19 protein-coding genes are annotated in these 23749 nt (G+C 71.7%); 5 read left to right on the top strand and 14 right to left on the bottom strand.

Annotation, left to right across the window (positions count from 1 at the left end; genetic code table 11):
* Nucleotides 1–28: 28 nt before the first annotated feature.
* From GA0115234_RS17470 to hrcA, 5 genes are all read right to left on the bottom strand, one after another.
* A complete protein-coding gene (locus GA0115234_RS17470) occupies nucleotides 29–511 on the bottom strand; it encodes a hypothetical protein (protein WP_093542664.1) in 483 nt (160 codons plus the stop codon).
* A gap of 225 nt (nucleotides 512–736) precedes the next feature.
* Nucleotides 737–1483 (bottom strand): 16S rRNA (uracil(1498)-N(3))-methyltransferase, encoded by a 747-nt coding sequence (locus tag GA0115234_RS17465; RefSeq protein ID WP_093542662.1) that lies wholly within the window; start codon nucleotides 1481–1483, stop codon nucleotides 737–739.
* Nucleotides 1480–2556 carry a nitronate monooxygenase gene (locus tag GA0115234_RS17460; RefSeq protein WP_093542660.1) on the bottom strand — a complete coding sequence of 359 codons (1077 nt, stop codon included), beginning with the start codon at nucleotides 2554–2556 and terminating at the stop codon, nucleotides 1480–1482. The genes GA0115234_RS17465 and GA0115234_RS17460 overlap by 4 nt, the downstream gene beginning before the upstream one ends.
* Before the next feature lie 148 nt (nucleotides 2557–2704).
* A complete protein-coding gene (dnaJ, locus tag GA0115234_RS17455) occupies nucleotides 2705–3841 on the bottom strand; it encodes a molecular chaperone DnaJ (protein WP_093542658.1) in 1137 nt (378 codons plus the stop codon).
* On the bottom strand, nucleotides 3842–4858 hold the full coding sequence (gene hrcA, locus GA0115234_RS17450) for a heat-inducible transcriptional repressor HrcA (RefSeq protein WP_093542656.1): 1017 nt from the start codon (nucleotides 4856–4858) through the stop codon (nucleotides 3842–3844).
* 199 nt (nucleotides 4859–5057) lie between these two features.
* On the opposite strand from hrcA, the gene GA0115234_RS17445 reads away from it, so the two are divergent.
* Together GA0115234_RS17445 and GA0115234_RS17440 are read left to right on the top strand one after the other, a co-directional pair.
* A complete protein-coding gene (locus tag GA0115234_RS17445) occupies nucleotides 5058–5780 on the top strand; it encodes an MBL fold metallo-hydrolase (protein ID WP_093542654.1) in 723 nt (240 codons plus the stop codon).
* 32 nt (nucleotides 5781–5812) lie between these two features.
* Complete coding sequence (locus GA0115234_RS17440; protein ID WP_093542652.1) at nucleotides 5813–6631, top strand: DUF3097 domain-containing protein; 819 nt, start codon at nucleotides 5813–5815, stop codon at nucleotides 6629–6631.
* Nucleotides 6632–6819: 188 nt separating this feature from the next.
* Here GA0115234_RS17440 and hemW read toward each other — a convergent pair whose 3' ends face one another.
* From hemW to lepA, 4 genes are all read right to left on the bottom strand, one after another.
* Nucleotides 6820–8061: a radical SAM family heme chaperone HemW gene (gene hemW / locus GA0115234_RS17435; RefSeq protein WP_093542651.1), complete on the bottom strand. Its 1242-nt coding sequence runs from the start codon at nucleotides 8059–8061 to the stop codon at nucleotides 6820–6822.
* A gap of 70 nt (nucleotides 8062–8131) precedes the next feature.
* Nucleotides 8132–10057, bottom strand: a complete 1926-nt coding sequence (locus GA0115234_RS17430; RefSeq protein ID WP_093542649.1) for an ATP-binding SpoIIE family protein phosphatase — start codon at nucleotides 10055–10057, stop codon at nucleotides 8132–8134.
* Nucleotides 10058–10243: 186 nt separating this feature from the next.
* On the bottom strand, nucleotides 10244–12133 hold the full coding sequence (locus tag GA0115234_RS17425; protein ID WP_093542647.1) for an AMP-dependent synthetase/ligase: 1890 nt from the start codon (nucleotides 12131–12133) through the stop codon (nucleotides 10244–10246).
* Nucleotides 12134–12475: 342 nt separating this feature from the next.
* Complete coding sequence (gene lepA, locus GA0115234_RS17420) at nucleotides 12476–14350, bottom strand: translation elongation factor 4 (protein WP_093542645.1); 1875 nt, start codon at nucleotides 14348–14350, stop codon at nucleotides 12476–12478.
* 215 nt (nucleotides 14351–14565) lie between these two features.
* Between lepA and rpsT the strand changes: the two genes are divergently transcribed.
* A complete protein-coding gene (gene rpsT, locus GA0115234_RS17415) occupies nucleotides 14566–14832 on the top strand; it encodes a 30S ribosomal protein S20 (RefSeq protein WP_072483588.1) in 267 nt (88 codons plus the stop codon).
* Between the two features lie 373 nt (nucleotides 14833–15205).
* On the opposite strand, the gene holA is transcribed toward rpsT, so the two are convergent.
* Entirely contained in the window at nucleotides 15206–16192 is a 987-nt protein-coding gene (gene holA, locus GA0115234_RS17410; protein ID WP_093542643.1) for a DNA polymerase III subunit delta, read from the bottom strand.
* Nucleotides 16193–16425: 233 nt separating this feature from the next.
* Between holA and GA0115234_RS17405 the strand changes: the two genes are divergently transcribed.
* Both GA0115234_RS17405 and GA0115234_RS17400 read left to right on the top strand, forming a co-directional pair.
* Nucleotides 16426–17430 carry an aldo/keto reductase gene (locus GA0115234_RS17405; protein WP_370804523.1) on the top strand — a complete coding sequence of 335 codons (1005 nt, stop codon included), beginning with the start codon at nucleotides 16426–16428 and terminating at the stop codon, nucleotides 17428–17430.
* A 47-nt stretch (nucleotides 17431–17477) separates the two neighbouring features.
* Entirely contained in the window at nucleotides 17478–17723 is a 246-nt protein-coding gene (locus GA0115234_RS17400; protein ID WP_093542640.1) for a hypothetical protein, read from the top strand.
* Between the two features lie 109 nt (nucleotides 17724–17832).
* Here the strand turns inward: GA0115234_RS17400 and GA0115234_RS17395 are convergent, their stop codons facing one another.
* From GA0115234_RS17395 to GA0115234_RS17380, 4 genes are all read right to left on the bottom strand, one after another.
* The gene (locus tag GA0115234_RS17395) at nucleotides 17833–18717 is read right to left on the bottom strand and encodes a YceI family protein (protein WP_093542638.1); all 885 of its coding nucleotides are present in this window, start codon (nucleotides 18715–18717) and stop codon (nucleotides 17833–17835) included.
* 187 nt (nucleotides 18718–18904) lie between these two features.
* Entirely contained in the window at nucleotides 18905–21559 is a 2655-nt protein-coding gene (locus GA0115234_RS17390; RefSeq protein ID WP_093542636.1) for a ComEC/Rec2 family competence protein, read from the bottom strand.
* Nucleotides 21556–22746, bottom strand: coding sequence for a ComEA family DNA-binding protein (locus GA0115234_RS17385; protein WP_093542634.1), 1191 nt, complete (start codon nucleotides 22744–22746; stop codon nucleotides 21556–21558). Before GA0115234_RS17385 ends, GA0115234_RS17390 begins: the two co-directional genes overlap by 4 nt.
* 142 nt (nucleotides 22747–22888) lie before the next feature.
* Entirely contained in the window at nucleotides 22889–23734 is an 846-nt protein-coding gene (locus GA0115234_RS17380) for a DegV family protein (protein ID WP_093542632.1), read from the bottom strand.
* Nucleotides 23735–23749 lie beyond the last annotated feature (15 nt).

Raw genomic sequence — 23749 nt, 5'->3', positions numbered from 1 at the left:
CCGACGGGCCGCCGCGCGCCGGACGGACTCACTTGCCCAGGGGCGTTTCGGTCACCGTCACCGTGACCGTGACGGCCGGCCGGACGGCGGCGCCGCCACCGGCCGGCAGCGGATTCAGCACGGCGGTCGAGGGGGCGGCGTCGCAGTTGCCGAGCACGTCCGCCCGGAAGACGTCCTTCCCGCCCGTCCTCGCGGTCAGGTCCCCCCGCACGCACCGCCCGCCGAGCTCCTGGGTCACCTTGCCGGTGAGGGTGATGGTCTCTCCCTTCCCGGTCCTGCCGTTGCAGTCCACGTTCGCGACCCGGCGCACGGTCGCGGCGGGCGACGCGCCCCACGCCCGGTCCCCGTCGGCTCCGGCGGTACAGCTCAGCCACTGCACATCGACCCCGTTGCGCTCCAGCGCGCCGGTGCCGACCCGGCCGGTGGTCACCGCGATGGACGCGGAATTCAGCCCGTTCGCGGGCTCACAGGCGGTGACCCCGGCCACCGCCGCGACCACGAGTGCGGACACGGCCAGAAAGCGCCGTTCCCGTCCCTGACCCCATGCCCTTGATGTCCACATACGGGCAGCTTCCCACCGTTACCCACCGGACGGTAACGGCGTGCGGTCGCACCAGGGGGCGCCGCCGGGGCGCACGAAAGAACTCCGGCCGACCGGCAGTTGCCGACCGGCCCCACGAACAGCGGCCCGACTCACGACCAGCGGCCGGTCTCGCAACCAACGACCGGACCTCTCTCACGACCAGCGGCCGGTCCGCCCCAGCAGCAGTGCCGTCGCCGCCGTGCCCGCCGTGGAGGTGCGCAGCACGCTCGCCCCGAGCCGGCAGGTCCGGGCGCCCGCGTCGGCGAAGAGCGCCAGCTCGTCCGGCGACACACCGCCCTCGGGGCCGACGACCAGCACGATCTCGCCCCGGTCGGGGAGCGGGACGGTGGCCAGCGGCTCGCTGTCGTGTCCCCGGTCCTCGTGCAGGACGGCGGCGAAGTCCGCCGTGGCCAGCAGCGCGGCGACCTGCTTGGTCGTCATCGCGTCGGCCACGTCGGGGAAGCGCACCCGGCGGGACTGCTTGCCCGCCTCCCGGGCGGTGTTGCGCCACTTCGCCAGGGACTTGAGGCCGCGGTCACCCTTCCACTGGGTGATGCAGCGCGCCGCCTGCCAGGGCACGATCGCGTCGACGCCGGTCTCCGTCATCGTCTCCACGGCGACCTCGCCCCGGTCGCCCTTGGGCAGGGCCTGGACGACGGTGATGCGGGGAGCGGGCAGGGGCTCCTCCCGGATCCCGGTCAGATCGGTGACGACGAGCCGGTCCTTGCCCTCGGCGGCCAGGACGGTGCCTTCCGTCCAGTGGCCGCGCCCGTCGGTGAGCACGACGTCCTCACCGGCGCGCAGCCGCTTCACCGACACGGCGTGCCTGCCCTCGGGCCCCTCCAGGACGAACCCGGGTCCGCCGGGGACCTGTTCGACGACGAAGACCGGTGCGGTCACTGCGTACTCCCTGTGCTCACTGCCGTCCGTGCGGCGTCCAGTTCTTCGGCGAGCAGCCGGACCAGCCGGCCTGCGGGCAGCTCGCGTGCCATCCGGTGCCCCTGGCCCGCCCAGAGGGCCATGCCCTGCGCGTCCCCGGCCTTCGCCGCCGCCTTGCGCAGCCCGGCGGTCAGATAGTGGACCTGCGGATAGGCGGCGGGGGCGTACGGGCCGTGCTCGCGCATGAACCGGTTGACCAGACCGCGGGCCGGGCGGCCGGAGAACGCCCGGGTCAGGGCGGTCCGCACGAACAGCGGGTTGGTCAGGGCCTGCTTGTGCAGCGGGCTCGCCCCGGACTCGGGGCAGGCGAGGAACGCCGTACCGAGCTGCGCCGCCTCGGCGCCCGCGGCGAGCACCGCGGCGATCTGGGACCCGCGCATCAGCCCGCCCGTCGCGACGATCGGGATCTGCACGGTCTCGCGGACCTGGGCGACCAGCGAGAGCAGTCCGATCCCGGCACCGTCGGCCTGCGGGTCGTCGCGGTGGGTGGACTGGTGGCCGCCCGCCTCGACGCCCTGGACGCAGACCGCGTCGGCGCCCGCCCACTGGGCGGTCTGGGCCTCCTCGGGCGTGGTCACCGTCACAAGGGTGTACGTGCCGACACCGGCGAACGCGTCGAGGGTGTCACGGGTCGGGCAGCCGAAGGTGAACGAGACGGCCGGGACCGGGTCCTCCAGGAGGATGGCCAGCTTGGCCTCGTAGCCGTCGTCGCCCCCGCTGGCGTCCGGGTCGCCGAGCGGGGTCTCGTACCAGGCGGCCTCGCCCGCGAGCTGGTGCCGGTACACCTCGACGGCGCTCGGGTCGGCGAGGGCCGGCTGCGGCATGAAGAGATTGACGCCGAAGGGCTGACCGGTCAGCCCTCTCAGCTGTTTGATCTCGTGGTACATGCCGTCCGCCGTCTTGTACCCGGCGGCGAGGAATCCGAGCCCGCCCGCCTCGGAGACGGCCGCGACGAGCTGCGGGGAGGACGCGCCCCCCGCCATCGGGGCCTGAACGATCGGATACCGGCAGAGATCGGTCAACGCGGATGACATGACCGCATCGTGTCACGTCCCGCGCGGCCCGGGGAGCGCGGGACGGGGTCCGCTTTGTACTCAAACGCCGGACGGGCTCTGCGCTCAAACGCCGGACGGGCCCGCCGAGCGGGCCCGTCCGGCGTCCGGAAAGGGTGCGGCAGACCGCTCAGCGGCCGTTGAACGCGTCCTTAAGCCGGGAGAACAGCCCCTGCTGGCCGGGCTGGAACTGGCCGGTGGGCCGCTCCTCACCCCGCATCTTCGACAGCTCCCGCAGCAGCCGTTCCTGCTCCGGGTCCAGCTTCGTCGGAGTCATCACCTCGACGTGCACGATCAGATCGCCGCGCCCGCCGCCCCGCAGATGCGTGATGCCGCGTCCGTGCAGCGGGACCGACTGGCCGGACTGGGTGCCCGGCCGGATGTCGACCTCCTCCAGGCCGTCGAGCGTCTCCAGCGGCACCTTGGTGCCGAGCGCGCCCGCCGTCATGGGGATGGTGACCGTGCAGTGCAGATCGTCGCCCCGGCGCTGGAACACCGCGTGCGAGAGCTCGTGGATCTCCACGTACAGATCGCCGGCCGGGCCGCCGCCGGGGCCGACCTCGCCCTCGCCCGCGAGCTGGATGCGGGTGCCGTTGTCGACACCGGCGGGGATCTTCACGGTGAGCGTGCGCCGCGAACGGATGCGGCCGTCGCCGGCGCACTCCGGGCACGGGGTCGGCACGACCGTGCCGAAGCCCTGGCACTGCGGGCAGGGCCGCGAGGTCATGACCTGGCCGAGGAAGGACCGGGTGACCTGGGAGACCTCGCCGCGGCCGCGGCACATGTCACAGGTCTGGGCGGAGGTGCCGGGGGCGGCGCCCTCGCCGCTGCACGTCGTGCAGACGACGGCCGTGTCGACCTGGATGTCCTTGGTGGTGCCGAACGCGGCCTCGGCGAGATCGATCTCCAGACGGATCATCGCGTCCTGGCCGCGCCGGGTGCGCGAACGGGGTCCGCGCTGCGACGTCGTACCGAAGAACGCGTCCATGATGTCGGAGAAGTTGCCGAAGCCACCCTGTCCGAATCCGCCCGCGCCACCGCCGCCGGAGGCGGACAGCGGGTCGCCGCCGAGGTCGTAGACCTGCTTCTTCTGCGGGTCCGACAGCACCTCGTAGGCGGCGTTGATCTCCTTGAACCGCTCCTGGGTCTTCGGATCGGGGTTCACATCCGGGTGCAGCTCGCGAGCGAGCCGACGGAATGCCTTCTTGATCTCGTCCTGAGATGCGTCGCGGCGTACGCCGAGTACGGCGTAGTAGTCCGTGGCCACTTACGACTCCGCCAGGATCTGTCCGACGTAACGTGCCACTGCGCGTACCGCTCCCATCGTTCCGGGGTAGTCCATGCGGGTCGGTCCGACCACGCCGAGTTTGGCGACTGCCTCGTCGCCCGAACCGTAGCCGACCGCGACGACGGACGTGGAGTTGAGCCCCTCGTGGGCGTTCTCGTGCCCGATACGTACGGTCATGCCCGAGTCCTTGGCCTCGCCGAGCAGCTTCAGCAGCACGACCTGTTCCTCCAGTGCCTCCAGCACCGGCCGGATCATCACCGGGAAGTCGTGCCCGAAGCGGGTGAGGTTGGAGGTGCCGCCGATCATCAGCCGCTCCTCCGTCTCCTCGACGAGGGTTTCGAGCAGGGTGGAGAGCACGGTGGACACGGTTCCCCGGTCCTCGCTCTCGAAGGATTCCGGCAGGTCCTGCACCAGCTGCGGGACGTCCGCGAAACGGCGTCCGACGACCCGGCTGTTGAGCCGGGCCCGCAGATCGGCGAGAGAGGTCTCGCCGAACGGGGCGGGGCAGTCGATCATGCGCTGTTCGACCCGGCCGGTGTCCGTGATGAGCACGAGCATCAGCCGGGCGGACGCCAGCGACAGCAGTTCCACATGCCGCACCGTCGACCGGGTCAGCGAGGGGTACTGCACGATGGCGACCTGCCGGGTCAGCTGCGCGAGCAGCCGTACGGTGCGGCCCACGACGTCGTCGAGGTCGACCGCGCCGTCGAGGAAGTTGTGAATGGCCCGGCGCTCCGGCGACGAGAGGGGCTTGACCCCCGCGAGCCGGTCGACGAAGAGCCGGTAGCCCTTGTCCGTCGGGATGCGTCCGGCACTGGTGTGGGGCTGGGCGATGAAACCCTCGTCCTCCAGCACCGCCATGTCGTTGCGGACGGTCGCCGGGGAGACCCCCAGCTTGTGCCGCTCGGTGAGCGCCTTGGAGCCGACGGGCTCCTCGGTGCCGACATAGTCCTGGACGATGGCGCGAAGGACTTCGAGTCTGCGTTCGCTGAGCATCGCGCACACCTCCAGCTGTGTTTCCTCGGTGGTTCTCGGGTCGTTCCTGTGTCCCTGCCCAGGAATCCGCCTGGCACTCTGTCATCGCGAGTGCCAGCAATCCCCCGGCCAGTGTACGGCGGCCGAGTGGGGGCCTAGCAAGGGCGACCGGCCACGCTACCGCGAGACCTCGCGAGCCGTTTGCCGATAGCGTCCCGGTATGGATGCCTCTTGGGAAGAGTTCGGGTGGGAGCGACTCGGTCACGGAGTGGGCCGGCGGCGCCTTCCGGGGTGGGACGCGACGGTCGCACTGGTGGCCGGAGCGGACGGCGTGCTGCTCTTCGACACCGGATCGACGCTCCGTGAGGGCGCCGAGGTGCGGTCCCAGGCCCAGGCCCTGTTCGGCCGGAGGGTGACGCATATCGCACTCAGCCACCCCCATTTCGACCATGTCCTGGGCACCGCCGCATTCTCCGGCACCGAGGTGTACGGGGCGGTCGGCCTGGCGGAACTGCTGGAACGGGGGAAGGCGGAGCTGCACACCTCGGCGGTACGTCACGGGGTCACCGAGCACGACGCGGCGGAGGCCGTCGACGCGCTGGTGTCACCGCACCACCAGGTGTGCGGCGAGTGGACGCTCGGCCTGGGCGGCGGGCGCGAGGTGGTGCTGGCCGACGTGGGCCCCGCGCACAGCGGCCACGACCTGGTGGCGGTGGTCCCCGGCTCCCCCGCGATCGTGCTCTGCGGCGACCTGGTCGAGGAGTCCGGCGAACCGCAGGCGGGCCGCGACGCCTACCCGTCCCGCTGGCCGGCCGCGCTGGACCGGGTGCTGGAGCTGGGCGGCGAGGACGCGGTGTACGTACCGGGGCACGGGGCGGTGGTGGACGCCGCGTTCGTCCGGGCCCAGCGCGAACAACTGGCCGTACGCTTCGGCGTGTCGTGACCCGAGGGCCCTGGCCGTCCTATCGTCGTCCGATGCGCAGCTACCAGCCGGACCTGACCCCGCCGTGGAAGAGGTCCGCCCCCGTTCCCGAGGTCCCCGCCGAGCCCGATCTGGTCGTGGAGGAGGTCTCCACCGGATTCTGCGGTGCGGTGATCCGCTGCGAGAAGACGGCCCAGGGTCCGACGGTGACCCTGGAGGACCGCTTCGGCAAACACCGGGTCTTCCCGATGGAACCGCGCGGCTTCCTGCTGGAGGGCCGGGTGGTCACCCTCGTCCGCCCCTCGGCGGCCGGCCCCGTGCGCCCCGCCCGTACGGCCTCGGGTTCGGTCGCGGTCCCGGGGGCGCGCGCCCGGGTCGCGCGGGCGGGCCGGATCTATGTGGAGGGGAGGCACGACGCGGAGCTGGTCGAGCGGGTCTGGGGCGACGACCTGCGGATCGAGGGCGTGGTCGTGGAGTACCTGGAGGGCATCGACGACCTCCCCGCCATCGTGCGCGACTTCTCCCCCGGCCCGGACGCCCGGCTGGGCGTGCTGGTCGACCACCTGGTGCCCGGCTCCAAGGAGTCCCGGATCGCCGCCCAGGTCTCGGACGCGAACGTGCTGGTGCTCGGCCACCCCTACATCGACGTGTGGGAGGCGGTGAAGCCGTCCTCGGCGGGCATCGCGGCCTGGCCGGTGGTACCGCGCGGCCAGGACTGGAAGACCGGCGTGTGCCGCGCGCTCGGCTGGCCGGAGAACACCGGCGCGGCCTGGCAGCGGATCCTGTCCACGGTCCACTCGTACCGGGACCTGGAACCGGCCCTGCTGGGCTCGGTGGAACACCTGATCGACTTCGTGACGGCACCGGAGTAGGGGCCGTCCATTCCAGCCCCTCCGACGAAACTTCCAGCCCCTCGGGGGCCTCTTCAGCCCCTCCGGCGTTTGAGGAGCGGGGGTCCGGGGGCATAGCCCCCGGTTACGGGAAGGGGCGGGACAGGGGAACAACCCCGCCGCAGGCGCACCCCGCAGCGGGCACCCCCACCACACCCCACGCCCCGCCCTCAGTCCACCAGATCCCGCACCACCGCATCCGCCAGCAACCGCCCCCGCAGGGTCAGCACCGCCCGCCCCCGCTCGTACGGCCCGTCCTCCAGCAGCCCGTCCGCCAGCGCGCGCCGGGACGCGGCCAGCCCGGCCGGGGCGAGCAACGACAGCGGGCAGCCGTCCGCGAGCCGGAGCTCCAGGAGGATCCGCTCGACCCGCCGGTCCTCCTCGGAGAGGACCTCGCGCCCGGCCCCCGGCGACCGCCCCTCGGCCAGCGCCTGCGCGTACGCCCCCGGATGCTTCACGTTCCACCAGCGCACCCCGCCGACATGGCTGTGCGCCCCGGGCCCGGCGCCCCACCAGTCGGCCCCACGCCAGTACAGCTCGTTGTGCAGGCACCGGCCCTCGGGCGTACGGGCCCAGTTCGACACCTCGTACCAGGCGAAGCCCGCCGCGGCCATCGCCTCGTCGGCGATCAGATAGCGGTCGGCGTGGACGTCGTCGTCCGTCATCGGGACCTCGCCGCGCCGGATCCGCCGTGCCAGCTGCGTCCCCTCCTCGACGATCAACGCGTACGCCGACACATGGTCCGGCCCCGCGCCGATCGCCGCGTCCAGCGAGGCCCGCCAGTCGTCGTCGGACTCCCCCGGCGTGCCGTAGATCAGGTCGAGGTTGACGTGCTCGAAGCCCGCCGCACGGGCCTCGGCGACACAGGCCTCGGGCCGCCCCGGCGTGTGCGTACGGTCCAGGATCTTCAGCACGTGCTGCCGGGCGCTCTGCATCCCGAACGAGATCCGGTTGAAGCCGCCCGCCCGCAGCTCGGCGAGGTACGCCGGACCGACGGACTCCGGGTTGGCCTCGGTGGTGATCTCGGCGTCGTCAGCGAGCCCGAACTCCTCGCGGATCGCCCCCAGCATCCGGACCAGGTCCGCGGCCGCCAGCAGGGTCGGCGTACCGCCGCCGACGAAGACCGTCCGGACCGGACGCGGATCGTCGCCCAGGACCTTGCGGGCCTGGCGGACCTCGCCGATCAGATGCTCGGCGTAGTTGTCCCGGGAGGCCAGCGCGCCGCCGGAGCCGCGCAGCTCGGTGGCGGTGTAGGTGTTGAAGTCGCAGTAGCCGCAGCGGGTCGCGCAGTACGGCACGTGCAGGTAGAAGCCGAGCGGCCGGTCGGCGGCGCCTTCCAGGGCATGGCGGGGCAGCGCCCCGTCGTCGGGTACGGGTTCACCATCAGGCAGTACGGAAGGCATACCGCCCATTGTCGCTCGCCGCCGGGGAACCCCGGGCCACGCCCGTGATCACGGCGGCCGCCCGCCCCGGGAGCGGGCCTCACCCCGCCTGGAGCACCAGCAGCGCCAGATCGTCGTCGGGCGGCCGCTCGGCGAATTCGTGCACGGCCCGCTTGATCCGGTCCGCGATGCCGTCCGCCGACAGCCCGGTGCAGTCGGCCAGGGCTCGGGCCAGGCCGTCGCCGTCGTCGAACATCAGGGTCCCGGAGCGCCGCTCGGTCACTCCGTCCGTGACGCACAGCAGGCTGTCGCCGGGCGCCAGATCGAAGCTCTGGCTCTCGTACGCGACGTCGTCGAAGATCCCGAGCAGTATCTGCGGCTCGGCGGCCGGGCGGACCTCGCCGTCGGGCCGCAGCAGCAGCGGCAGCGGGTGGCCGGCGCTGGCCAGGGTGCAGTGGACACCGCCGCCGGGCAGCGGTACGAGTTCCCCGTACAGCAGGGACAGGAAGCGGGACTGTCCGGTGTCCGCCGTCTGCTGGCCGCCGGCGGCGGCCACCATGAGGGCGGCGGCCTCGGCGGCCTCCATCGCGTCGTCGAGGAGCAGCCGGTTGAGCCGGTCCAGGACCTCGCCGACGCCGAAGCCCTCACGGGCCAGCAGCCGCAGCCAGGGCCGGGCGAGGCCGGTGACGACGGCGGCCTCGGGGCCGCTGCCCTGCACATCGCCGAGCACGAAGCACCAGCGGTCGCCGGGGCACGGGAAGATGTCGTAGAAGTCACCGCCGACGACGCCGTCGTCGCTGGGTTCGTACACCAGCGAACTGGAGACGCCGGGTATGTCGGCGACCTTGCCGGGCAGCAGTGCGCGCTGCAGGATGCGGCTGATGGTGGCCTGTCGGGTGTACTCGCGGGCGGCGCCGACGGCGAGACCGACCCGGCGTACGAAGTCCTCGATGAGCGCGGTCACTTCGTCGGGGACGCGGGTGAGCCCCTCCCGGCCGAGGAGTACGGCGCCGAGGGTCCGGCCGCCGGAGGTGATCCGGTAGGCGAGGGCGGACACGACGGGCTCGTCGGTCTCCCCGTGCTCCTCCTCGCCGCCGGGCCAGGGCATGGAGACGGGCCCGGTGCCGACCCTCTCGGGGAGCCGGATCGGGTCCTGCTCCAGCAGGGTGCGCAGCTGTCCGGTCTCGGCCTCGTCCCGGTGCCAGACGCTGGCGAGCCGGGGGACGGCCGAGGGGCCGCCGTTCTCGGGTTCCAGCCAGATCGCGCACCAGTCGGCGAGCCTGGGCACCAGTAATTGCCCGGAGAGCGCCGCCACGATGTCCTCGTCGAGCTGGCCGGCGAGCAGGTCCGAGGCCTCGGCGAGGAAGGAGAGCGCGCCGCGGCCGGCCCAGTCCGCGTCGTCGCGCAGCGCGCGCCGGGCGGTGGGGGCGAGCAGCTCGGCCGCGCGCAGTCCCTGCTGGAAGCCGGGATCGGCCGCCGGTTCCGGGAACGGGTTCCAGTTGTCCACGGGAAGCCGGGCCCAGACGGTCTTGAGGCCGGTGCGGTAGGTGATGCCCCAGCGCTCGGCGAGGGTGCCGACGAGCTGGAGCCCGCGGCCGTAGTCGGCGGGGTCGTCGGGGCCGTTGAGGCCGGCGCCCTCCGCCGCCTCGGCCGCGCTTCCGGTCTCCGGGCGGTCGCTGCGCACCGCGCGGGCCGGGTGGTGGTCCGAGACCTCCAGTACCAGGGCCGCGACCTCGTCCTCGGTGGCCTCCTCCAGCCGGGCGAGCAGTTCCACCGTGGTCCCGGCGTGCACGACCGCGTTGGTGACCAGCTCGCTGACGACGATCTCCGCGTCCTCCGCCACCCGCTCGCTGAAGCCCACCGCCGTCGGCAGCCCGAGCCCGGTCCACTCGTCGAGCGCGGCCCGGACGAACCGGCGGGCGGCGGAGGGCGCGAGGAGGTTTCCGGGCAGGGACGTATGGGCGGCCGGCCGCGCGTCCGCACGGCCTGCGGGAATACCGGGACGCTGAACGATGTCCCGCTGCAAGGGAATGGGCCCCACGGCGCAGCTCCTGACCTGTGCTCGCTCTGTTTGTTCTCGTTGCTGTCTGTCTGTTCTCGTTGGGCGGCGCTGACGACACCGACAGAGTGACAGATGGACCAAGCCCATAAGCAGCGAGTTGCCGAAGTGAGCGGAGAAAATGGGCGGGGCGGAACGCCGTGGGGACAGGCCCTATGCCTCGCGGGTCCCCGCGTACATGTCGTCGATGAGGCCCTTGTACGCGCGCTCGACGACCGGCCGCTTCAGCTTGAGGCTGGGCGTCAGCTCGCCGTGCTCGATGTCGAGGTCACGGGGCAGCAGCCGGAACTTCTTGATGGTCTGCCAGCGCTGCAGCCCCTCGTTGAGGCGCTTCACATAGCCCTCGATGAGCGCGACGGCCTGCGGGGAGGCCACCACTTCGGCGTACGGCTTCCCGCCCAGTCCGTTCTCGGCGGCCCAGCCGAGGATGGTCGGCTCGTCGAGCGCGATCAGGGCGGTGCAGAAATTGCGGTCCGCGCCGTGCACCAGGATGTTGGAGACGAACGGGCAGACCGCCTTGAACTGTCCCTCGACCTCCGCCGGGGCGATGTACTTGCCGCCCGACGTCTTGATCAGGTCCTTCTTGCGGTCGGTGATCCGGAGGTAGCCGTCCACGGACAGCTCGCCGATGTCGCCGGTGTGGAACCAGCCGTCCGACTCCAGCACCTCGGCGGTCTTCTCCGGCTGCCCGTGGTAACCCTCCATCAGACCGGGGCCGCGGAGCAGGATCTCGCCGTCGTCCGCGATCCGTACCTCGGTGCCGGGGAGCGGCTTGCCGACGGTGCCGGTGCGGTAGGCCTCGCCCGGGTTGACGAACGAGGCGGCGCTGGACTCGGTGAGGCCGTAGCCCTCCAGGATGTGGATCCCGGCACCCGCGAAGAAGTAACCGATGTCGGGGGCGAGGGCGGCGGAGCCGGAGACGCAGGCGCGCAGCCGGCCGCCGAAGGCCTCACGGATCTTGGCGAAGACGAGGGCGTCGGCGACCTTGTGCTTGGCCCCGAGCGCGAACGGTACGGAGGCCGTGCCGGTGTGCCGGAAGTTGTCCTGCGAGACCTTCGCGTACTCACGGGCGACGCCGGCCGCCCACTGGAAGATCTTGTACTTGGCCCCGCCCCCGGCCCGCGCCTTGGCGGCGACGCCGTTGTAGACCTTCTCGAAGATACGGGGCACGGCGGCCATGTACGTCGGCTGGACCACCGGCAGGTTCTCGATGATCTTGTCGACCCGGCCGTCGACGGCGGTGACGTGGCCGACCTCGATCTGGCCCGAGGTGAGGACCTTGCCGAAGACGTGCGCGAGCGGCAGCCAGAGGTACTGGACGTCGTCCTTGGTGATCAGCCCGGTGGAGACGGTGGCCTTGGCCATGTACGACCAGTTGTCGTGCGGCAGGCGTACGCCCTTGGGGCGGCCGGTGGTGCCCGAGGTGTAGATCAGGGTGGCCAGCTGGTCGGCCGTGATGGCGGCGACCCGCTCCTTGATCGCCTCGGGGTGCTTCGCCAGGTGCTCGGCGCCGCGGGCCTCCAGATCGGCGAGGGTGAGCACCCAGCCGTCGGGGTCGCCCCCGGCGGGTCCGGCGCCCTCGGGGTCGATGACGACGACATGGGCGAGGTCCGGCAGCTCGGCGCGGTGCTCGCGGGCCTTGGCCAGCTGGGCGGCGTCCTCGGCGATCAGCACCCGGCTCTCGGAGTCGGAGAGGATGAACGCCGACTCCTCCGCGTTGGTCGAGGGGTAGATCGTGGTGGTGGCGGCACCCGCGCACATCACGCCGAGGTCGGCCAGGATCCATTCCACCCGCGTGCCGGCGGCGAGCGCGATCCGCTCCTCCGGCCGCACCCCCAGCACGATGAGCCCTGCCGCGATGGCGTAGACCCGCTCGGCGGCCTGCGCCCAGCTCAGCGACTTCCACTCATCGGGCCCCTCGCCGGAGGCCGGGGGGACGGGGTAGCGGTAGGCCTCCCCGTCCGGGGTGGCCGCCACGCGGTCGATGAAGAGGTTCGCCACGGAGGGCGGTCGGTTATCGATCAAGGTCAGTGTGTCGCTCACGACGTCCTCCGGGCCTGCGGCAGTGCTTCACGACCGGCTGCTGGTTGCTGCTGATTCCTGCGGGTGTCTGCGTGCTTGATCCTGCGGTGCTTGTTCTGCGTGGCTCGCTCCGCTGTCCTGCGGGTTCGTCCCGGGCGGGGCTTGTTTAACTGGTGAGTAACTACGAAGCCGTGATCAGGGTAGAGCGCCCGGGTCCACCGCGTAAGAGGCAACGGGCCGCCGCTTGATAACAAACGGGCCCCCACGCCGCAGGGTGCTGCGGCACAGGGGCCTGTTCGGGCTACCACCGGGTAGGGGCGGGGGCGGAGCCGGACCTCGGGTTCCGGCGACGCCCGCGGCGGGCTACTTCTTGCCCTTGCCTTCCCCACCCGACTCGTCGGTGGACAGCACGGCGATGAAGGCCTCCTGCGGCACCTCCACATTGCCGACCATCTTCATCCGCTTCTTGCCCTCCTTCTGCTTCTCCAGCAGCTTCCGCTTACGGGAGATGTCACCGCCGTAGCACTTGGCGAGGACGTCCTTGCGGATGGCGCGGACCGTCTCACGGGCGATGACCCGGGAGCCGATGGCGGCCTGGATCGGCACCTCGAAGTTCTGCCGCGGGATCAGCTCGCGCAGCTTGGCGACGAGCCGGACGCCGTACGCGTACGCCTTGTCCTTGTGCGTGACCGCGGAGAAGGCGTCGACCTTGTCGCCGTGCAGCAGGATGTCGACCTTGACGAGCTGGGCGGACTGCTCGCCGGTGGGCTCGTAGTCGAGCGAGGCGTAACCCCGCGTCTTGGACTTCAGCTGGTCGAAGAAGTCGAAGACGATCTCGGCGAGCGGCAGGGTGTAGCGGATCTCGACCCGGTCCTCGGAGAGGTAGTCCATGCCGAGCAGGGTGCCGCGCCGCTGCTGGCAGAGCTCCATGATCGCGCCGATGAACTCGCTGGGGGCCAGGACCGTGGCGCGCACGACGGGCTCGTGCACCTTGTCGATCTTGCCCTCGGGGAATTCGCTCGGGTTGGTGACGGTGTGCTCGGTGCCGTCCTCCATCTCGACGCGGTAGACCACGTTGGGGGCGGTGGCGATGAGTTCGAGGCCGAACTCGCGCTCCAGCCGCTCCCGGATCACGTCGAGGTGGAGCAGTCCGAGGAAGCCGACGCGGAAGCCGAAGCCGAGGGCCGCGGAGGTCTCCGGCTCGTACACCAGGGCGGCGTCGTTGAGCTGGAGCTTGTCCAGCGCCTCGCGCAGGTCCGGGTAGTCCGATCCGTCCAGCGGGTACAGGCCCGAGAAGACCATCGGCTTGGGGTCCTTGTAGCCGCCCAGCGCCTCGGTCGCGCCCTTGTTCAGGGAGGTGATGGTGTCACCGACCTTGGACTGCCGGACGTCCTTCACCCCGGTGATGATGTAGCCGACCTCGCCCACACCGAGGCCGTCGGCCGGGGTCATCTCCGGGGAGGAGACCCCGATCTCCAGCAGCTCGTGGGTGGCGCCGGTGGACATCATCCTGATGCGCTCGCGCTTGTTGAGCTGGCCGTCGACGACACGGACGTACGTGACGACACCGCGGTACGAGTCGTAGACCGAGTCGAAGATCATCGCGCGGGCCGGGGCGTCCGCCTGGCCGATCGGGGCCGGGACGTCCCTGACCACCCGGTCGAGCAGCGCGTCCACGCCGACGCCGGTCTTCGCGGAGACCTTGAGCACGTCCTCCGGCTGGCAGCCGATGAGGTTGGCCAGCTCCTCGGAGAACTTCTCGGGCTGCGCGGCCGGCAGGTCGATCTTGTTGAGCACCGGGACGATGGTGAGGTCGTTCTCCATCGCCAGGTAGAGGTTGGCGAGCGTCTGGGCCTCGATGCCCTGCGCGGCGTCGACCAGGAGGACCGTGCCCTCGCAGGCGGCGAGCGAGCGAGAGACCTCATAGGTGAAGTCCACGTGGCCCGGGGTGTCGATCATGTTGAGGACATGGGTGCGGCCCTCGCCCTCGCCCGTGGTGGGCGCCCAGGGCAGACGCACGGCCTGGGACTTGATGGTGATGCCGCGCTCGCGCTCGATGTCCATCCGGTCGAGGTACTGAGCGCGCATCTGCCGCTGGTCGACCACGCCGGTCAGCTGGAGCATCCGGTCGGCAAGGGTCGACTTGCCGTGGTCGATGTGCGCGATGATGCAGAAGTTGCGGATCAGCGCCGGGTCGGTACGGCTCGGCTCGGGCACGTTGGTAGGAGTCGCGGGCACGCAGGGTCCTGATTCTTGAGACGCCGAACGCCGTGTCTCGGGTCGATGTCGGTTCGGTCGGATCGATACGTAGCCTCCATCGTCCCATGGTTGCGGGGCGGAGACCGGTTTGGGCCGGTCGGAGCGGGGCTGGTACCGTTGACAGCTGTGCCTCGCGACTCTCTCAGGCCGTGGGGCGCACATCGAAGATCCAACGAACCTGAAAAGGCTCTTTCGTGGCGAACATCAAGTCCCAGATCAAGCGGAACAAGACGAACGAGAAGGCGCGCCTGCGCAACAAGGCCGTCAAGTCCTCGCTCAAGACCGCTATCCGCAAGGCCCGTGAGGCTGCCGCCGCCGGTGACGTCGAGAAGGCCACCTCGGCCGCTCGCGACGCCTCCCGCGCGCTCGACAAGGCCGTCTCGAAGGGTGTCATCCACAAGAACGCCGCCGCCAACAAGAAGTCGGCGCTGGCCTCCAAGGTTGCCTCCCTCCAGGGCTGAGCATTCTGATGTGATCGCCGGGACGGACCCAGCGGGCCCTCTCTCCCGCTCCTGACCGGCACCCCGCGCCGCACACCGAACCTGCGTTCGCCACGCGGGTGCGGCGCACCAAGCGTGAACCGAAGCCCCGGCCCCGCTCTCCCCAGAGCGAGGACCGGGGCTTCGGCGTGTGCGGTGCCGCCTGGGCCGGCGTCGAGGGCTGCCCGGCGCGGGCCCGGCCCGTGCGCGGGGCTCGGGCGTGTGCACGCGCCAGGCTTCGGCGCATGCGCTGCCGCCTGACGGGAGCTGTCCGGGCGGGCCCGGATCCGTCAGGCGACCGGCCCGTACGGACGAAGCCGGTTGCCTGACGGCACCGGCCCCGGGTCCGGGCGCGCTACCGCCCCGACCTCGCCGCCCGCGCCACCGCCACCACGGCCTTCTCCAGCGCGTACTCCGGATCGTCGCCGCCGCCCTTGACGCCCGCGTCCGCGTCCGCGACCGCCCGCAGCGCCAGGGCCACCCCGTCCGGCGTCCAGCCACGCATCTGCTGCCGCACCCGGTCGATCTTCCACGGCGGCATGCCCAGTTCACGGGCGAGGTCCGCGGGCCGGCCGCCGCGGGCCGAGGACAGCTTTCCGATGGCCCGTACGCCCTGTGCCAGCGCGCTCGTGATCAGCACCGGCGCCACTCCCGTCGACAACGACCAGCGCAGCGCCTCCAGTGCCTCCGCGGCGCGCCCCTCCACCGCGCGGTCGGCGACCGTGAAGCTCGACGCCTCGGCACGGCCCGTGTAGTAACGGGCGACGACCGTCTCGTCGATGGTGCCCTCGACATCCGCGACGAGCTGCGAGACCGCGCTCGCCAGCTCCCGCAGATCGCTGCCGATGGAGTCGACCAGCGCCTGGCACGCCTCGGGCGTCGCCGAACGCCCCAGCGCCCGGAACTCCGACCGTACGAACGACAGCCGCTCGGCCGGCTTGGTCGTCTTCGGGCACGCGACCTCCCGCGCCCCCGCCTTGCGCGCCGCGTCCAGCAGGCCCTTGCCCTTGGCACCGCCCGCGTGCAGCAGCACGAGGGTGATCTCCTCGACCGGATCGCCGAGATACGCCTTGACGTCCTTGACCGTGTCGGCGGAGAGGTCCTGCGCGTTGCGCACGATCACCACCTTGCGCTCGGCGAAGAGCGAGGGGCTCGTCAGCTCGGCGAGGGTGCCGGGCTGGAGCTGGTCGGAAGCGAGGTCGCGAACGTCCGTGTCGGGGTCGGAGGCGCGGGCCGCCGCCACCACCTGCTGCACGGCGCGGTCGAGGAGCAGGTCCTCCTGGCCCACGGCGAGGGTGAGGGGGGCGAGCGGGTCGTCGGTGGAATTCCTTCTGGTGGCCATCGCCGTCCAGCATCCCATGCACCACTGACAGCCCCTGGACTCCCTGCCCGCCACCCCCACGCACGCGGACACCGGGACACCACCGGGGGCGGCATGGCGATGCCGGGCATCCATCCGACTCCGGAAACCGTGGGCTTCCGAGAATCATCGCTCGACGAATCGGAAGATTCTCTACGCTGATACGATCCCGGCCACCACACAGAATCCGGCGAATATCAGAAAAGGACCAGAAAATGAACTCGGCAGATATGGAAATTCCTCGCCGCCGACTGGGACGTACCGGGCTGGAGGTTTCCGCCCTCGGGCTCGGGTGCATGGGAATGAGCCAGACCTATGGGTTACCGGACGACAAGGAATCGATCAGGACGATCCACCGCGCTCTCGAACTCGGCTGCAATTTCTTCGACACCGCGGAGGCGTACGGCCCGTTCGTCAACGAGGAACTCCTGGGCAAGGCGCTGGGGAGCCGCCGGGACGGCGCGGTGGTCGCGACGAAGTTCGGCTGGGAGTACGAGGGCACTCGGCGCGGCGCGCTCAACAGTCGGCCCGAGCACATCCGGCGGGTGGTCGACGAGAGCCTGCGGCGGCTGGGCACGGACCGGATCGACGTCCTGTATCAGCACCGGGTGGACCTGGAGGTGCCGATAGAGGACGTCGCGGGAGCGGTCGGCGAGCTCGTCGCGGACGGAAAGGTGCTGCACTTCGGCCTCTCGGAGGCCGGCCCCGGCACGATCCGGCGGGCCCACGATGTCTGGCCCGTCGCGGTGCTGCAGACGGAGTACTCCCTGTGGGAACGCCATCTGGAGCAGGAGATCCTGCCGGTGATCCGAGATCTGGGCATCGGTCTCGTTCCCTATTCTCCGCTGGGTCGCGGATTCCTGACCGGCACGGCGGTCCGCGCGGAGGAATACCCGGAGAACGACTACCGCAGGCATGATCCGCGATTCCAGGGAGACAATTTCAGGATCAATTCCGCGGCTGCCGACGTGGTCCGGGACATCTCCCGCGGGCGCGGCGCGACCCCGGCCCAGGTGTCGCTCGCCTGGCTGCTGCACCAGGGCGACGACATCGCGCCCATCCCGGGCACGAAGCGCAGGGCGACGCTGGAGGAGAATCTCGCGGCGACGGAGATCACGCTCGGCCCGGACGAACTCCGCCGCCTGGACGCGGCGCTGCCGCCGTCGGTGGTCGCCGGTGGCCGATACCCCGAGAGCGTCATGCACATGAACGGTCGCTAGCCCCCGCCCTCGCCGGTTCGGCGTATCCGGTACGGGAGAATGGCCAGGTGAGCGATGTGAGACATGTGCTGGTGCTGCCCGACCGCGATGCCGCGGAGGAGGTGGCCCAAGAGCTCGGCGACCGCTTCGGGGTCGCCGAGGAGCCCCAGCTCGTACGCGATGCGCTGGCCGGCGAGGACGATGCCGAGGACGCCCAGTGGCTGGTGGTCGTGGAGGACCCGGCGGGGCGACTGGACACCTCGGCGCTCGACGCCTTCGCCGCGGAGTACGAGGGCTGGCTCGAAGCACCCTGACACCCGATCGCCCCGATCCGCGACCCGCTGGGCAGGGCCGACCAGGCAGGTCCGGGCCGGCCAGGCAGGTGCGCGGGCGGGCAGGCAGATGCGCGGGCGGGCGGTGGGCTCAGCTCCTGGGGACGATCTGGATGTCCATGTCGATGGAGATGCTGGAGCCCACGGCCGCGATGCCGCGGGCCAGCATGGTCTGCCAGGTCAGGGTGAAGTCCTCGCGATGCAGTTCGGTGGTGGCCCGGCAGGCGGCGCGGGTCTCGCCCTCCAGGCCGCTGCCCAGGCCGAGGTACTGGGTGTCCAGCGTGACCGTGCGGCTGACGCCGTGCAGCGTGAGCGCACCGGTCACGCCCCATCGGGTGCCGCCCCGATGGACGAAGCGCTCACTGTAGAACTCCATCGTCGGGTAGCGCCCGACGTCGAGGAAATCGCTGGAACGCAAGTGGTCGTCGCGCATCTGGACGTTCGTGTCGATCGACGCGGCATCGATGATCACGTGCATGGCCGAGTCCTCCATGCGGTCGGCGATCCGCACCGCACCCGCGAAGGTGTTGAACCGGCCGTGAATGCGCGCAAGTCCGATGTGCCGGGCCGTGAAGCCGATCTGCGAGTGCATCGGCTCGACCTCCCACTCCCCCGGAGCCGGAAGCTGCGGGGGCACGGCCAGCTGAAGGGTCACATCACCGAGGCTCGCGTGACCGCCCTCGGCCACCGTGGCCGAGCCGTGGAACGGAGTGAAGCCCTCGGCCGTGACGGCCAGCCGGTACTCACCGGCCGGGACAGTGGCGAGCACATTGCCGAACGGGTCCGTCTCACCGCCGAACACCTTGCGGCCCGCGCCGTCCGTGACCGCGAACTCGGCCAGCGGCACGATCTCGTTGACGGGGTCGAGCACGCGGCAACTGAGCAATCCGGCGGAGCGCGGTACCTCAAGTCCGGCAAGGGCGTTGCCCTGCGCGGCCCCTGCCGCTCGTCTGCCGTTCAGCCAACGACCGAACATCTTCCACCTTCCCCCGGGAACGATTCACCTTGGGGCCCGGCGGCTGGACGTCTCTGTCGGAGCAGCGGCCCACCGACGAGCATGCATTCGATCACCATTGTGGCGTTCGAGGCAAACAGAGCGGCTCGCAGTGGCTTGGGTAGAGGTGTTACCGAAGGTCCGAATTGATCACTCCGCCTGAGGGAAGTCATGACCGGCCCACCGCACGCAACCCCGCCCCGGCACCGGTCACGGCGATCGCACCGTCGGTGTCCGTACGCAACACCACCGCGCCGCCCGCCCTGAGCGCATCGACGGTACGCGTGGCCGGGTGACCGTACGGGTTGTCCCTGCCCACGCTCACCAGGGCGATCCTCGGGTGCACGCTGCGCAGCAGGGCGGGGTCCTGATAGGGCGAGCCGTGATGGGCGACCTTGAGCACGTCCACCCGAGGCAGCGCGGGATATCTGCGCAGCAGCCCTTGCTGGGACGGTGGTTCGAGGTCGCCCATGAGCAGCAGGGTCAGCCCGCCGGTCCGGACGTACAGGGTGACGCTGGCATCGTTCGGCTCCAGCGGTACGGGCCCGGCGCCCGAGGCCGGGCCCGTACCACCGGCCCCGGTCGCGTTCGCGGGCCAGAGGACCCGCCAGTCGAGCGCCCCGATCCGGCGGTGTTCCTCCGGGGCGGCCCGGACCAGGGGCACACGCGCCCCGGCCGCCGTCCTCCGTACGAACGCGACCTGTTCCGGAGGCTCGTCCAGGCTCGTCGTCTCGATCGCGCCCACCGCCCTGCCCCGCAGCACACCGGGCAGGCCCCGCACATGGTCGGCGTGGAAGTGTGTGAGGACCAGGAACGGCACCTCGGTGATGCCGAGGTCATGGAGGCACCGGTCGACGAGAGAAGGATCGGGCCCGGTGTCGACGACCACCCCCGCGCCGTCCCCCGCGGCCAGCACCAGGGCGTCCCCCTGTCCCACGTCGCACATCGCGAACGCCCAGCCCGGCGGCGGCCATCCGGTCAGCACCCGGGTGAGCGGCACCGGGCGCAGCACCGCGAGGACCAACAGCAACGCGGCCGCCGAACAGACCCACGGATGGCGCACGATCCGCCGGGCGAGGAGCACCACCAGAGCGGTCAGCGCGGTGAGCAGCACCGCCCCCTTCGTACCGTCGGGCCAGTCGAGCTCCGCTCCGGGCAGGGCCGCCCCGGTCCGGGCCACCGTCGCGATCCAGCCGGTCGGCCACCCCGCGATCCGGGCGAACAGCTCCGCCACCGGCATGGCCACCGGCGCCAGGGCGAGCGCGGCGAACCCGAGGACCGTGGCCGGAGCCACCGCGAACTCGGCCAGCAGATTGCACGGGACCGCTACCAGACTCACCCGGGAGGCGAGCAGCACGACGACCGGCGCGCACACCGCCTGCGCGGCGGCCGCCGCGGCCAGTGCCTCGGCGAGCCGGGGCGGAACCCCGCGCCGTCGCAGCGCATCGCTCCACTTCGGGGCGATGGTCAGCAGGGCGCCGGTGGCCAGCACGGAGAGGATGAAACCGTAGCTGCGCGCCATCCACGGGTCGTAGAGCACCAGCAGCAGAACGGCGGCGGCCAGCGCGGGAATCAGCGATCTGCGCCGCCCCGTGCCGATGGCGAGCAGGGTGATCAGTCCGCAGGCCGCTGCCCGCAGAACGCTCGGCTCGGGTCGGCAGACAAGGACGAAGGCCAGTGTGAGCCCGCCGCCGAGCAGTGCCGTCAGCCTCAGCGGGATCCCCAACCGGGGCGCCAGGCCCCGGCGTTCGGCGCGAAGCGCGGTGCCCGGCGGCCCGATGAGGAGAACGAGCAGGATCGCCAGGTTGGCACCGGAGACCGCCATCAGGTGGGTGAGATCGGCGGCCTTGAACGCCTCGTGCAGTTCGGGGGTGACCCGTGAGGTGTCGCCGACCACCAGGCCCGGCAACAGGGCCCGCGCATCGGGTTCGAGCCCTTCGGTCGCCTGCCGCAGGCCGCCCCGCAGCGCGCCTGCCGTGCGCTGGAGGAGAGAAGGAGGCCCCATGATGCGAGGCGGGTTCTTGCCCTCGGGCCGCAGTACGGCGGCGCTGCGTTCCCCCTCGTGCAGGGGTGGCGCCAGCCTGCCGGCGATGCGCAGGTGTGTGGAGGGAAGCAACTGCCGCCACTGGCCCGTCGATCCGCCGGGCATGACGATCAGCAGGACCGGCGTCCTCAGGCTGGTGACCGCACCGTCGGGGCCGGTCAGCCGGGTGATCTCGGCGTCCACGAGGAGCGAGGCGGGCGTGCTGTGGTCGCCGCGCACCCGGGGCACGGTCTGCCGGACGTCGGACGTCACCACCACCTCCGCCTCGACCCGTTCGAACCGCTGGGCCAGCGCATGGACCGGCCCCTGCCGCACGTCCGCGCCGTGCAACCCGGCCGATGCGGCCCCGGCCGCCGCGCAGAGCAACGCCGCGGCGGTGGCGGTGGCGGTCACCCTGGCCCGTGGCCGCCACCGACCACGTACCGCGACCCCGCTCTCACCCTTTTCTCCTCCCCCTTCTCTCTCTTCCTCGGCCTTGTCCTCTTCTCCGTGCCCGTTCTCGTCCTCGCCCTCTGTCGGCTCTCCCCCGGAGTTGGCCGGCGCCCCGCGCAGCGCACGGTTCGCCGAGGCTCCGGACATGGCCAGGAGCACCATGGCCGCGCCCACGCACAGCACCACGCCCGTGATGGTCCACGGCCCCGGTGCGATCAGCGCCAGAGCTGCTCCGGCCCAGGCCGCCATGGCCGGAGGGACGAGGCGGAGATCGACCGGGCCCTCCTGCCGCGGTTCGGAGGCTCCCAGCCGACGGCCCGACGCCGCGTGAACGTCCTGACGGCTCATGGCCCCACCAAGGGTTGGAGGTCGGCGAACCGGCGGTCACCGATCCCGTTGACCTCACGCAGTTCATCGATGGAACGGAAACCGCCGTGCTGCGCGCGGTAGTCGACGATGTGCTGGGCGAGGACCGGGCCGACGCCGGGCAGCGTTTCCAACTGCTCGACGGTCGCGGTGTTGAGGCTGACCGGGCCCGCCGGAGAACCTCCGCCGCCGCCCGGGGCGAGTGCTCCCGCCCCGCCGACGGCCGAGGGGCCGGGAGGGACACCCACCACGATCTGCTCTCCGTCCATGAGCACCCGCGCCCGGTTGAGCCCGGTCAGGTCGGCTCCCTCCCGAACGCCACCCGCCGCACGTAACGCGTCGGCGACCCTTGCACCGGAAGGCAGTTGACGGATTCCGGGCCTTCGTACCTTTCCGCTCACGTCGACGACGATGTGTCCGCCCGGCCCCGTCGCGGGCGGCGATCCCGGCGACGGCTCCGGCGCTTCGGCACCGTCCGGCGATGGCGTCGACGTCGATGTCCGGGCATGCGCGGCTTCGTTGACCGGATCGGGCGCGCGCACCGAGTGCGGACGCCCGGACCAGAAATGCACCGCGGCGAAGACTCCGGCCGCGACCAGGACAACGGCCAACGCGGCGAGCGTCCTTGGCTCCAGACCGCACCTGAGCTGTAGCCACACCGGAATCCGCTCCCGCAGCGCGGGGGCCAGTCTCTCCCACCCCCGAACCGGCTGACCGGAGACCGGAACCGCGACCGATGACGCCCGCCCGGACGCGGGAACGGCACCCCCGGCTCCGGCCGAGCCAGAGCTAGGACCAGAGCTAGAGCCAGGGCCCAACACTGCAGTCGTGGTCGGTGGCGAGACCGGAGCCGGCCCCTGAGCCAGCCCCGAAATCGACCCCGGACCCGGGCCCTGCCCCGGAGCAACCCCCAGCACGGGCCGCGCGACCCGTCCGCCGTACGCACCGGTCATGAGGGCATCCGCCCGACAGCGCGCAGCCACGGCTGCAGCGTTCGTACGCTCACGCGACGACCGCCGTCGACCGGGCCCGAGGCCCGGACCCGAGCCTGGTCCGGTACCGGAGCCCGGCCCGTTGCCGGGGCCGCTGCGAACACGGCCGTCCGAGGCCGGGGCGCGGCCGGGGCCGCTGCCGCTTCCGTTGGTTGCACGATGTGATCGGGGAGCCATGCCTCACGACGGTAGGCACATCCGCCCGAACCCGCTGAGCAGGATCAATTCCGGTGGACAACCCACCAGTTGTGGATAACTCGGCCACCCCGACGGGTGACACGCGAGCGACCGGTCGCGCCGACCGACCAAGGCCGGCGCGTCAGTGCGGCGAGACCACTGCCCCGAGCAGACCGGGTCCGGTGTGCGCGCCGATCACCGCGCCCACCTCGCTCACATGCAGATCGACCAGCCCCGGCACCCGCTCCCGCAGCCGCTCGGCGAGCCGCTCGGCCCGCTCGGGTGCCGCCAGGTGGTGCACGGCGATGTCCACGCGTTCGTCACCCGCCCGTTCCGCGACGATCTCCTCCAGGCGCGCGATCGCCTTCGAGGCCGTCCGCACCTTCTCCAGCATTTCGATATGGCCGCCGTCGAGCTGGAGCAGCGGCTTCACGGCGAGTGCCGATCCCAGCAGCGCCTGCGCGGCGCCGATGCGGCCGCCACGGCGCAGATAGTCCAGCGTGTCCACGTAGAAGTACGCGGAGGTGTTCGCGGCCCGCTTCTCCGCGGCGGCGACCGCCTCGTCCAGGCTTCCGCCCGCCTCCGCCGTCTCCGCCGATGCCAGGGCACAGAATCCGAGGGCCATGGCGACCATCCCGGTGTCCACCACCCGAACCGGAACCGGGGCGTCCTTCGCCGCGAGCAGAGCGGCGTCGTACGTGCCCGAGATCTCGGCCGAGAGGTGCAACGAGACAACGCCGGTGGCCCCGCCCTCTGCCGCCGCACGGTACTCGGCGGCGAACACCTCCGGACTGGGCCGCGACGTGGTCACGGGACGACGCTTCTGGAGCGCCACCGCGAGGGAACGGGCCGAGATCTCGGTGCCGTCCTCCAGAGCCTGATCACCGAGGACGACGGTCAGCGGCACCGCGGTGATGCCGTGCCGCTCCATCATCTCGGGCGGCAGATAGGCCGTGGAATCGGTGACGATCGCGACATGGCGGGACATGAGCGGGAGGTTACC

It is taken from the genome of Streptomyces sp. DvalAA-43 (assembly GCF_900091725.1).
In the GTDB taxonomy this organism is placed as follows: domain Bacteria; phylum Actinomycetota; class Actinomycetes; order Streptomycetales; family Streptomycetaceae; genus Streptomyces; species Streptomyces pulveraceus.
Note: the sequence above shows the minus strand (reverse complement) of the source record. Positions and strands in the feature narration are given on the sequence as shown.

Coding starts and splice junctions, on each gene's coding strand:
- holA (WP_093542643.1), bottom strand. CDS start 16,192: ATGGCCACCAGAAGGAATTCCACCGACGACCCGCTCGCCCCCCTCACC.
- GA0115234_RS17390 (WP_093542636.1), bottom strand. CDS start 21,559: ATGAGCCGTCAGGACGTTCACGCGGCGTCGGGCCGTCGGCTGGGAGCC.
- GA0115234_RS17445 (WP_093542654.1), top strand. CDS start 5,058: ATGGATGCCTCTTGGGAAGAGTTCGGGTGGGAGCGACTCGGTCACGGA.
- GA0115234_RS17405 (WP_370804523.1), top strand. CDS start 16,426: ATGAACTCGGCAGATATGGAAATTCCTCGCCGCCGACTGGGACGTACC.
- hemW (WP_093542651.1), bottom strand. CDS start 8,061: ATGGGCGGTATGCCTTCCGTACTGCCTGATGGTGAACCCGTACCCGAC.
- GA0115234_RS17440 (WP_093542652.1), top strand. CDS start 5,813: ATGCGCAGCTACCAGCCGGACCTGACCCCGCCGTGGAAGAGGTCCGCC.
- GA0115234_RS17395 (WP_093542638.1), bottom strand. CDS start 18,717: ATGTTCGGTCGTTGGCTGAACGGCAGACGAGCGGCAGGGGCCGCGCAG.
- hrcA (WP_093542656.1), bottom strand. CDS start 4,858: ATGCTCAGCGAACGCAGACTCGAAGTCCTTCGCGCCATCGTCCAGGAC.
- GA0115234_RS17385 (WP_093542634.1), bottom strand. CDS start 22,746: ATGGCTCCCCGATCACATCGTGCAACCAACGGAAGCGGCAGCGGCCCC.
- GA0115234_RS17460 (WP_093542660.1), bottom strand. CDS start 2,556: ATGTCATCCGCGTTGACCGATCTCTGCCGGTATCCGATCGTTCAGGCC.
- GA0115234_RS17380 (WP_093542632.1), bottom strand. CDS start 23,734: ATGTCCCGCCATGTCGCGATCGTCACCGATTCCACGGCCTATCTGCCG.